This is a genomic window from Bradyrhizobium sp. UFLA05-153 (genome assembly GCF_054185185.1).
In genome coordinates, this window is record NZ_JBBIAM010000074.1 from 37,497 (window position 1) to 47,656 (window position 10,160).

The 10,160-nt window shown below is 58.7% G+C and carries 12 protein-coding genes; 3 read left to right on the forward strand and 9 right to left on the reverse strand.

Annotated elements, in window-relative coordinates:
- Positions 1 to 15: 15 nt before the first annotated feature.
- Together Q2941_RS33190 and Q2941_RS33195 are read right to left on the reverse strand one after the other, a co-directional pair.
- Positions 16 to 342 carry a DUF3147 family protein gene (locus Q2941_RS33190; protein WP_458195048.1) on the reverse strand — a complete coding sequence of 109 codons (327 nt, stop codon included), beginning with the start codon at positions 340 to 342 and terminating at the stop codon, positions 16 to 18.
- 21 nt (positions 343 to 363) lie between these two features.
- Positions 364 to 1,659 carry an Nramp family divalent metal transporter gene (locus Q2941_RS33195; RefSeq protein WP_458195049.1) on the reverse strand — a complete coding sequence of 432 codons (1,296 nt, stop codon included), beginning with the start codon at positions 1,657 to 1,659 and terminating at the stop codon, positions 364 to 366.
- A 410-nt stretch (positions 1,660 to 2,069) separates the two neighbouring features.
- Here Q2941_RS33195 and Q2941_RS33200 point away from each other — a divergent pair, with 410 nt between their 5' ends.
- A complete protein-coding gene (locus Q2941_RS33200) occupies positions 2,070 to 2,600 on the forward strand; it encodes a phosphatase PAP2 family protein (RefSeq protein WP_458195050.1) in 531 nt (176 codons plus the stop codon).
- Positions 2,601 to 2,807: 207 nt separating this feature from the next.
- Entirely contained in the window at positions 2,808 to 3,977 is a 1,170-nt protein-coding gene (locus Q2941_RS33205; RefSeq protein WP_458195051.1) for a YihY/virulence factor BrkB family protein, read from the forward strand.
- Between the two features lie 144 nt (positions 3,978 to 4,121).
- Here Q2941_RS33205 and Q2941_RS33210 read toward each other — a convergent pair whose 3' ends face one another.
- The 3 genes from Q2941_RS33210 to Q2941_RS33220 form a co-directional block, all read right to left on the reverse strand.
- On the reverse strand, positions 4,122 to 4,307 hold the full coding sequence (locus tag Q2941_RS33210) for a hypothetical protein (RefSeq protein WP_458195052.1): 186 nt from the start codon (positions 4,305 to 4,307) through the stop codon (positions 4,122 to 4,124).
- Positions 4,308 to 4,476: 169 nt separating this feature from the next.
- On the reverse strand, positions 4,477 to 5,199 hold the full coding sequence (locus tag Q2941_RS33215; protein ID WP_458195053.1) for a DUF72 domain-containing protein: 723 nt from the start codon (positions 5,197 to 5,199) through the stop codon (positions 4,477 to 4,479).
- Positions 5,200 to 5,974: 775 nt separating this feature from the next.
- On the reverse strand, positions 5,975 to 6,541 hold the full coding sequence (locus tag Q2941_RS33220; protein WP_458195054.1) for a YciE/YciF ferroxidase family protein: 567 nt from the start codon (positions 6,539 to 6,541) through the stop codon (positions 5,975 to 5,977).
- 424 nt (positions 6,542 to 6,965) lie between these two features.
- On the opposite strand from Q2941_RS33220, the gene Q2941_RS33225 reads away from it, so the two are divergent.
- Positions 6,966 to 7,163 (forward strand): hypothetical protein, encoded by a 198-nt coding sequence (locus tag Q2941_RS33225; protein WP_458195055.1) that lies wholly within the window; start codon positions 6,966 to 6,968, stop codon positions 7,161 to 7,163.
- Between the two features lie 122 nt (positions 7,164 to 7,285).
- On the opposite strand, the gene Q2941_RS33230 is transcribed toward Q2941_RS33225, so the two are convergent.
- The 4 genes from Q2941_RS33230 to Q2941_RS33245 form a co-directional block, all read right to left on the reverse strand.
- Positions 7,286 to 7,432: a hypothetical protein gene (locus tag Q2941_RS33230; RefSeq protein WP_458195056.1), complete on the reverse strand. Its 147-nt coding sequence runs from the start codon at positions 7,430 to 7,432 to the stop codon at positions 7,286 to 7,288.
- Between the two features lie 30 nt (positions 7,433 to 7,462).
- On the reverse strand, positions 7,463 to 7,627 hold the full coding sequence (locus Q2941_RS33235; RefSeq protein WP_458195057.1) for a hypothetical protein: 165 nt from the start codon (positions 7,625 to 7,627) through the stop codon (positions 7,463 to 7,465).
- Positions 7,628 to 8,621: 994 nt separating this feature from the next.
- Positions 8,622 to 8,996, reverse strand: a complete 375-nt coding sequence (locus Q2941_RS33240; protein WP_458195058.1) for a DUF2934 domain-containing protein — start codon at positions 8,994 to 8,996, stop codon at positions 8,622 to 8,624.
- Positions 8,997 to 9,024: 28 nt separating this feature from the next.
- Positions 9,025 to 9,669 carry a DNA ligase-like domain-containing protein gene (locus Q2941_RS33245; RefSeq protein WP_458195062.1) on the reverse strand — a complete coding sequence of 215 codons (645 nt, stop codon included), beginning with the start codon at positions 9,667 to 9,669 and terminating at the stop codon, positions 9,025 to 9,027.
- Positions 9,670 to 10,160 lie beyond the last annotated feature (491 nt).

Consider the following 10,160-nt stretch of genomic DNA (forward strand, 5'->3'; position numbering starts at 1 on the left):
TCAACCTCAAGATTGTCAGCCTATCAGGACTTGCTCGAGCCCAAGCGCGATAAGTGGCCAAAGCACCAGCGCAGCCAAGGTCGATTGCAGTGCGGACCAGTTGAGACGCATCAAGAGCTGACAAACAACAGCACTATACGCCGCCAATGCTATGGCGCCGAGCATCATTGAGCGGCCCTCAATCGCGACATAGCTACCGCCATGCTTGGCAAAGGCGAGGGCAAGGGTTGCAAGCGCAACCGAGGGTGCGGCACCAAGCAGGCCGGCAAAACTCTTAGGTCGCAGCACGTCGCCCACCATGGCAAACAGCGAGACGACTATGCCGCCGATCAGGAAGCGCAACGCGTAGTCCACCTTTCCTCCTTAGGACCCCGGCAACAGCATGCTGACCGCCATACCGACAATGCAAAGTGCCATGGCGACCGTCGATGCCCATCCGAGCCAATAGAGCCAACCGCGCACAAGCAGGTCGCCCATGACTTCAGGCTTTCGCACCAGCAGCATCAGCATCGCCATGACGGGTGCCGCCAAGACGCCGTTGATCACGGCGCTCCAATACAGTGCTTTGATCGGGTCTATCGGCGTGAAATTGAGCGCGACGCCAAGTCCCACGGAGGAGAAAGCCATAACGCTGTAAAAGGCAACGGCCCGCTTGGGCTTGCGGGCGAGTCCAACCGGCCATTTGCGGCCTTCGCCAATTGCATAGGCGGTTGATCCAGCCAGCACCGGGATTGCCAACAAACCCGTACCAATGATCCCGAGCGCAAAGATGAGCTCGGCAAAGGGGCCGGCGATCGGCTTCAAAGCGGCGGCCGCTTGAGCCGACGACTGGACGTCGGTGATGCCCTGCGGGTGAAGCGTGGCTGCAGTGGTAATGATGATCGCGATTGCTATGATGTTCGAGAACGCCATGCCGACCATCGTGTCGATCCGAATACGCCAGAGTTCGCGATCCTTCGTGCGCGCGTCCTCCTTCAGCGGCTTTTTCTTTGGATCGATGCGCTGCTCTTCGGCTTCTTGCGACGATTGCCAGATAAAGAGATAGGGCGAGATGGTCGTGCCGAGAATGGCGACCAGCGTCGTTAAAAAGGTGCCGCTCCATTCGATTTTCGGGATGACGAGACCCGCAATTGCCTCTCGCCAGGGGACTTTGACGACGGCCAGCGCAATGACGTAAGCAAAGAGAACAAGCGTCAGCCATTTGAGCACGGACACATAGCGCTCGTAGTTCATGAAAATCTGGGCCAGCACCGAGATCGCGGCAAATGCCGCGACATAGAGCGCCGCCGGACCACCGATGACGAGACGTGCGGCATCACCCATCGCACCAAGATCGGCGGCAACATTGATCGTATTGGCAACAAACAGTAGCCCGACAAGAAACCAGATGACCCAGCCGGGATAGTTTCGGCACACATTGCCCGCAATGCCATGGCCGGTGATGCGCCCAATGCGTCCAGATATCTCCTGAATCGCCACCATCAAAGGATAGCTGAGAAGCATCGTCCAGCCGATGCCGAAGCCAAGCTGCGCGCCGGCCTGGCTATAGGTACCGATGCCGGAGGGGTCGTCATCCGATGCGCCGGTAATGAGCCCCGGACCAAGACGTCTCAGGAAGCTATCCTTTTTCACAGACGTCTCTTCGCCGTCCCTAGCCATAAACTCCTCGTCCCCGCGATGCGAGAGATCTCTCTTCACATTCGAAAGCAATCAGGATCTCGCTCGTAAGCGACGACTAAAAAGTCCCGCGCCTTGCAAAGCGCGGGACAGGATTAACGTTGCAACGGAGCCGCTTCGCTAGTGGTGCCAGAAGATGGCTAGCAGCAGAATGATCGGCAGCGGCACGCCAAGAAGCCACAGAAGTGCACCTCGTCCGAAACCCATGATCTCCTCCTCAGACCGGTTGTCCTGTTTCTAAACGCAAGACCAATGGCGCCGTTCCATGGAAGGAACGTGCGGCGATCGGCTTGATTAGAGGAAAGGCGAGTGCTGCATTTTCCGATCGCATCCTTAGGCCGGTTGCTGCATCGCAGCGCGTAGCGCCCCATCGGCGACCTGTGAGACCATCAATGAGTGTACGAATTCATCCCACGAAAGCCGACATAGCACTCGCGCGCACAATCGCACGCAATACAAGGCGCGCGCCGGAGGAGGCCTCGTCACTTCTGACATGGGGCGCTGATGGTCACGTGCTGACGGCCTTCGCTATCGGTTGGTGGTTCTACTACCGGGCAAGGCCACCGGCGCAACGTGCCGCGAGCAACCATGTGCTTCTGACGACGCTCGGCGCCGTCTTGCTTCCCCATCTTTTGAAACGGCGGTTCAATGAGGTGCGGCCCGATCGCCGTACCGTGCAGGGCCACTTGCACGGCGTTCCGCTGTCCGGCCGCGCTCTCGATGCGTTTCCCTCAGGTCACGCGGTGCATGTAGGCGCGCTCGCGTCCGTCGCTACCGAGCTGCCGCCGGCCAAACGAAACCTTGCCTGGACAATCGGTGCCCTGTTGGTCGGGACACGCGTCGTGTTGCTTGCGCATTGGGCGAGTGACGTGATTGCGGCCTTGTCATGGGCATCGTCCTTGAGCGCCTCATGCGCCTTCTGACAGGTTTCGGGCGCCTCAGAACGGAACGATAAAAATGGGGCAGTTGCTCGCGCCTAGACGGCGGTTCGATCATGCCGAAGTTGCCTGCGGAGGTCCAGCTCCGAAGCTGGATTTGGCGCCAACTGACCGCAGCGCCGGTCTCTGTCATCGTGCGCGTCTCGTGAGGAACCTCCTGTCACCGGCGACAATTATGGAAGTGGAGGAGTCATGAATCGTGAGAGCGGTCCAAAACGGCGGGCCAGCCTTGATGGATGGAGCATCGCCTCGGCACTTGGACTGATGGCGGCAGCTTTTCTGGTCGATCGCCTCGCGCCGGTTCGGACCGAAGTGGCGCGCAAGGCTGGCGATGCGCCCACGACCCAGGACTTGCCGCCGACATCCGGAACGAAGCGCGATGCATCGGCTGCCGGGCTTGCTACGGAAGTCGAAGACCGCGGGCGGCAGGCGAGCTCACCCACAGAAATACCGGCGAAAGGATGGAAGGACGTCTTGCTGCGGGTCTATGCCAATATCGGCGATCACCGCGTCCTGGCACTCGCCGCCGGCATGACCTACTACAGCATCCTTGCGATCTTCCCGGCGCTCGCCGCACTTGTCGCCATCTACGGAATTTTCAGCGATCCCGGCAGTATCGCGAAGCATCTGGACAAAATCTCGAGCTTCGTGCCCGGCGGTGCCATCGACGTCGCACGCGAACAGCTTACGCGTGTGGCAACCAAGGGAGATCGAAGCCTTGGATTGACCTTTCTCGCCGGACTGGTGATCTCGCTCTGGAGCGCGAACGCGGCGATGAAATCTCTTTTCGATACGCTGAACATCGTCTACGGCGAAAAAGAAAAAAGAGGTTTCTTCAAACTGAACGTTATCTCGCTCGCCTTCACGGTGGCTGGAATCGCCTTTGTACTGAGTGCGCTTGCTGCGGTCGTCGCGGTGCCGGTTGTTCTCAACTATCTCTATCTCTCGAACTTCGCCGACCTTCTCATCCGGATTGCGCGGTGGCCGGTCCTGCTCGTGGCCATTATGCTGGCGATTTCATGCATCTATCGCTTCGGGCCGAGCCGCGAGGCGCCGCGTTGGCAATGGATCACACGGGGCGGTGCTGCCGCCACCATTCTCTGGCTCGGCGCTTCAGCGCTGTTTTCCTGGTATGCGGCAAACTTTGGGACGTTCAACGCGACCTACGGGTCGCTCGGTGCCGCGATCGGCTTCATGACCTGGCTTTGGATTTCGGCGATCGTGATTCTCCTGGGCGCCGAGCTCAATGCGGAAATGGAGCATCAGACTGCGCGCGACACCACAACCGGTTCACCCAAACCTCTTGGCGCCCGGGGGGCCAGGATGGCCGACACTGTGGGAGCCGCCAGGGGTGAAGCCTAGACAAGGGTGAAGCTTAGATAGGCGGCGTGCGATGTGAAGTTCGGCCAATTTCTGATTAAAAATATCCCGCGCCGTTGCGCGGGATATCTTTTGCTTGTTCAGTGCCGAAGCAGCCAATGGAGCCGCAGGACGGCTTCGCGGTCATTACTTTTCGGGATGGCCTGTGCCGGGCTTGGTCGTCTTCGGCGCCTTGCCGTCTTCCACCCGGCCTTGGTTGCGCAGATCGCGGCCTTCCTGGGCCTTCTGTTGGCTCTCGGCGGATTTGCCGTGCTCGTTCATCTCTTCCTTGATGTAGCCGGCCCCTTCCTTGACTTTGCCTTTGACGCTCATTGTTCAATCCCTCTCGTTTATCCTGGAAATCTCGTACGAGACCAATGCGGCAGCCGCGACTTTGCTCCCGCTCGGAAGAAGAATTCGGGATCCAAAACGGCGTTGGCGCTACGTCAAATTGCGGAACCCGAAGCGAGAACTTCATCTCACACACATGGTGCAGCGCGGTCTAAATCATCGACTTGAGCTTCTTCGCATCCGCCGGTGCCGCGCTCTTCTGGTCGTTGTCGAAATACACATAGACGTCGCATCCTTGCCGCTTCCAGGACTTGATGCGCTTGGCCCATTGCAAGAGTGCCGACTGGCGGTAGTGACCGTGATACCGGCCACTTGGCCCATGACCTCGCACATAAACGAAATCCGCCGTACGCGTCCAGGGTGAAGGCGCATCATGATGGTCGGAAAGACACAGCGCGATATTCTCGTCGCGCAGCATCCGAAGAATCCGCGGCACGTACCAGCTCGGATGACGAAACTCGAAACTGTAGTGACGCTTCCTCGATAAGAGCTTGAAGAAGGAAGCGAGACGATCGGCGTTGGCCTCAAATTGCGGGGGAAGTTGAAACAGGATCGGTCCGGCCTTGCCGCCGAGCCGTGAAAGGCGATCTTCCAAAAGTTCGAGGCTGTTTACGGATCGATCGGAGAGACGTTTCCAGTGTGTGATGAATTTGGAAGCCTTCCAGGCAAACACGAAATCCCGACCGGTTTGGTCTCGCCAAGCCTCAACGGCGGCATGAGTAGGCGTTCGATAGAAGACACCGTTAAGCTCAGTCGTTTCGAATTGATCGGAATAATAGCGAAGCTGGTCTTTGAATGGCAAACCATCAGGGAAGAACGGCCCGCGCCAGGACTGATAGTGCCAGCCGGATGTGCCGATGAGAACGCGGGCCATATCGGAAGATGATCGCTTCTACTAAGCTCACGATCTACGTCGCTTGGCCGCCTTGCGCCGATTGTAGGGAGACTGGTTCACAGGCGGCTGCGAAATCCCCTCGCGCTGTGCCTTGCTGCGAATGGCCGCAACCGGTCGCTGAAGCTTGATACTCATGACCCCGGTCGGGGTGTTACCGCTGGCAAGCTGCCTCAACTTGCGCAGATCGGCGCTCGACGATGGCTGACGCGAACGACGCTTGTAGGCGGGATTGGCTTTGCGCGGTCCCTTCTTTCCGATCGGCGAGTTGGGTCGCTTCCACGCTGCACGTGCCATAAGGATCCTCCGTTAAGTCTTTGAAGAACGGACAGATCAGGATGATTGTTCCGAAACCGGGATTAAAAGCGGGCCGTTCGGCAAACTGCCGCAAAGCACGGTTGGGTTGGTGCGGCCCAAGCCTTCGGCCTTGGAACGCTCTACGCTGACGGAGCGTTTGTTTCTCTAAGAGAGCAAGCCCTTACGAATGGAGCCGCTCGCGTGATCAGTCTGGCAAAATGGTACGATCCGATCTCGGAGCGCTTGATTGAGCCGCGCGACACGCGCCCTGCGCCGTCAGTGTCCCGCGAAGCGGCAAAGTGCGAACTTCACGAAGATCGCGAAGTCCAACGCATCTGGCAGGCAGTCATCGACTCCGCGCATCATTGAAGTCCTTATGAGTGGAAGAGCCAAACCCGGCCTTAGGCATTCGGCGCCGTGGAGCTTGGCACGGCGCCTTTGTTATTGATCCGCACAGCAACTAAGCGGCTTCCCGCTGCTCCTCTTCGGCCTCGAGGTTGATCACGGAAGTGGCGAGCTCGGACAGGGCGTGATCAGTTGCTTCCTCCTCATCGAGCGTCGCTTGCAACAGCCGGGCAGCGTCCGCCATACCGAGCTCTTCGGCCCAGGTGCGTAAGGTGCCGTAACGCGAGATCTCGTAATGCTCGACAGCCTGCGCAGCCGCCAAGAGGCCGGCATCAAGCGCGGGGGCGTTCTTGAAATCCTTCATGATCTCGGCGCCCTCATCGGTAATGCCGTTGATCGCTTCGCACGTCTTGCCGCGGGCCGGCTTGCCCAGCATTTTGAATATCTGCTCGAGGCGCTTCACCTGGCCTTGCGTCTCGCGGAGGTGTTTGTTGAAGGCGGCGGTCAAATCCTTCGAGTGGGCGGCCTTCGCCATCTTGGGAAGCGTCTTGATGATTTTGTTTTCGGCGAAATAGATGTCTTTCAACGTTTCCAGGAATAGGTCGCTCAGTTTCTTCGGTGCCTGACGTGGCCGTCGCACCGACGATTTTTTGGCTGCTCGTTTCTTCGCTGATTTGGCCATGGATCATCCTCTTCACGTGGGCGTGAAAGCGCGTCGCTCATCACCGCGATCAAGACTTCGCGAGCATGAAAGTTCCTCGGCCAGGGATGCGCCGATTGCCAGATAAGCGTTTGTCATAGCGCCGGCCGTTCGGGCAAGCGATCTGGCAGGACACACCGCGAACCGTTGAATAGATGGGAACGGACAGACCGGCAGCCGGCTTACCGGTCGGTACTCGCTTCATGATTCCCGGCGAGACCTTCCGCGAAGGCCCCAGCTTTCCACCGGCTGGGGCTTTCCACCGTGGGACGCACCACGAGGTTCGTGATCCGCGCCTTGGTAAGGAACCTTTGCCTCTCGATCGGCTTGCCGAGAGACGATTGTGAAACCGCCGCCAGAATAGTTGCGTACACAAGGTAGCTCCGCAGGTAAGCCGAGTCGTACAATGAATGCTGAAATCGATATCTTTGAAAAGCCGATCCGCCGTATCCGGGACACTTGCGGGATGATGGGCCTTTTGGCCGAGTTCGAACGAAAGCTGCCGGCGCTCGAGACACATCTGGAAGAGCTGGTCGCCCAGGACGAGACCAGCGAAGAGCGTCTCACGGTTAGTGGTCTGGCATTCATCAAGCAGATCCCCTGAATTCCCCGCCGATCGCCCGCTTATGCGAATCCACGCGATGCTCAATTGATTCGTCTTGCAAGCAGGCCACCATAGGATTCTGAGCGTCCATCGGCACCAACAGAACTTCATTGACCCGCACATCAGCCGTGGCGCCGCGTCGAAGCCATCTTCGTCAACCATAGCGATTGCTTGGATAATTCGTAGATCGAACCGAGGATCTCCGCACCTTCCAATCGGAGGGACTCTTCTAAATCGGTGGCGAGGAAATATTCATCCTCGACGATCAAGACGCGACAGGCTCTAGTCATCAGGCCACCTCAGAGATGTTGATGACGGTCCGTTGCCTCCTTTTTCGCTGGGAAGTCCCGCAGCCAATCTTTGGCTGCCTGCTCGCAAACGCGCCCGTTCCGACACAAGGACACCGCGATCGCCTTGTCGGCGCGATCAAGCAGTGCGTCGGCTTCCGCGCTGAGCCACGCCATCGCTTTTCTCCCCTGCACTAGGCGGGAGCGCGACCTGTCTCTCAGCCACCGGCGCCTAGGGGGAAGCCTCGGCCAGTGACATGAAAATTATCGACACGTCAGGCGACTTTTTCATCTTAAAACAGTAGCTGACCTAAGATTTGCTCTCCCGATCCCCTCTCGGCGGCGGCAAGTCGAGATTCCAGCATCCGAGGCGGCTCGTGACGTTTCGGCTTTCGTCCAGTATCTGCATCGATCGCCTCAGGCTCTCACGGGCTTGCACCACAATTTCGAGGTCACTTTGAGTCGCCGTGAAAATCCGAAATCTTGGAGGTTGAGGTACTTTGTTTGGCATGGGTTGCCAATCCGTGCGCAATAGCTTCCATAAGGAAAATACAAGGCATTCCCGGGCGAAAATCAAGATGCTGCCAACAGTGATCGGCTGCCGCCCGAAACTTCAAGTTTCGATTACCGGCCAAGAACAGTATCCCGGCCAGTCGTTAGCGAATTCCCCTCAACGGAGGCGAGCCACGCATGCGGAGTTCGCCCTAATACGTGCCGGCCAAAGCTGCGCGAGGGAATTGCCACCCTGTACGCTGGGGCGTGTCCGGCGCTCCTAGGCAGGCTAGCGCGGGCGGTCGCCCGAGTATGCGGCAGCTCATATTGCTGAAGGCGCGCGACGCCTGCCTGCCTCTCATGCTGTCCGAGCCACAGTACGAACAAAATGTAGGTGCCGGTGAGCGCTGCAACGCCGAAGTATAGGCCTCTCATTTCGACTAAATGCCCGCCAAGACCTATGTTCCTGCGCGGACAGATAACCCGGACGAACGGGGATCTTACAGGGCAAACGGACTGGCCGTAGGGCTCGCAGGGTTGGCTGCTGCGAGGTCCGGTTCGGATTTGCCTCCAATGCCGGGCCTCGCTTTTGGTGCAAAAGCGCCGACTTCGGTCCCGCGCACTCGGCCGCCGGTTCATGCTGGCTAGCCGTATTCTGCTTAGGCGGTAGATTCATGTTCTACTCGTTCTGATCTCGTATCTGCCTCTCTGCCTCAAACCAAAAATCCCAGTCCCGCCCTGAGGGACATCCGGCTTGTTCCCAAAGCCGGTAGGCTCTCGTCCGGATTTTGCGGCGCCGCGAAGACAGGAGGAGCTTGTGTTTCAGCTGCTCGGCGAACCGCAGCAGCCGCTGCACCGTAGACTCATCCCTGATGTAGGACGCGGCTCGAGTTGCGAGTTCAATTTGGTGCTCGAGCCGTTCTTGCTCAGGATCCATAGGACCATGGTCCTCTGCACAAATACGGCGCAGACCAAATTTTGTTCGCGAATAACCTATGTTAGAGCGAAAATTTTTTGTCTGTTGCCATACCCTTGCGCGGGGGCATCGGGCCATGGGGGCCGACTATGCGAGGCTACAGGATCTACGTCCTTGGGGACGATGACCACATTAAGGACCGAATAGAATTTCGCTGTCCCGACGACGAGGCGGCCAAGGCACGTGCTAGGCAACTCAAGGACGGCCAAGCAGTCGAGCTGTGGCAGGACGACCGCCGCATTGCAGTGTTCAGGCGTTCCGACAGGAGCTCATAGCTCGCGCTCCATTGCTGGATGGCTTCGGTTCTTGATCTGATCCAAAACGTTTGCCGGCCACGGCGGTAAGGCCGATCGCCGTGCTTAGAGACCTTCAAGGTCCATGCGACACGCCGCGCGGAATAGGTCTGGCCCGATCTCGCCACGCTCGAACGGCGCGACAGTGATCCCGTGAGGTCGGCGCGCCAAGACTCCAGGTTGGCTTTCTGCATGTGCAGGGGGAGGGGGCGCAAGTCATCGCCGCCCATCGCGAGAATGTCGAAGGCGTAAAGCTGCACCTCGTGATCGTGCTTAGGGAGTGGAGGGCGTTGAAATCGGAGATGCCGACGACGCCGAGGATCACGGCTTCGCCATCGATGACGAAATGCTTGTGCCGGTTCTTCAATGCGGCCTCGGCGACCCACGGAGCGCTTGGTCCAATCGCTGCCGTTGCGTGGAAACAGGCGAACACGCTCGCTCTCCCGGATAACCAGCATCCGATAGCCGTCGTGCTTCACTTCATGAAGCCAATCCGGGACCCCGACGGGACCTGCTTGCCGGCAGTCGCCAGGCAGAGCTCGCACGCCATACGCATGGCCTCTAAAATAGGATTTCCGGGGCTTTTTTGGAGTCGGGAACGAATGGCGTTCTCGATGTGCTCCGGTCACGCCCCCCTAGACCGGAGCGCGACCAAAAGGCCCCAGCTCGCCGCCCAAACGGCTGGGGCCAATTTTATTGTTCAAATGAACTGGGCGTAAGGTCGCTACTTAGCGAACCGCCACGGGGAAGAACCGGCAAGCTGGCAGGTTAAGCCGCGCTCCCGATGGATGACCATCTCGAGGAGCAGATTGGCGCTTTTGGGAAAAAACAGACATCAAACGGCAGGCAGGATCGGCTGTGTCGGTCGCGAATGACCCAACTGTATGGTCCGGCCGTGCGGTGCAAGAGGTTTCATCGACCTGGTTATGCGGTCTTGCATTACTGTATC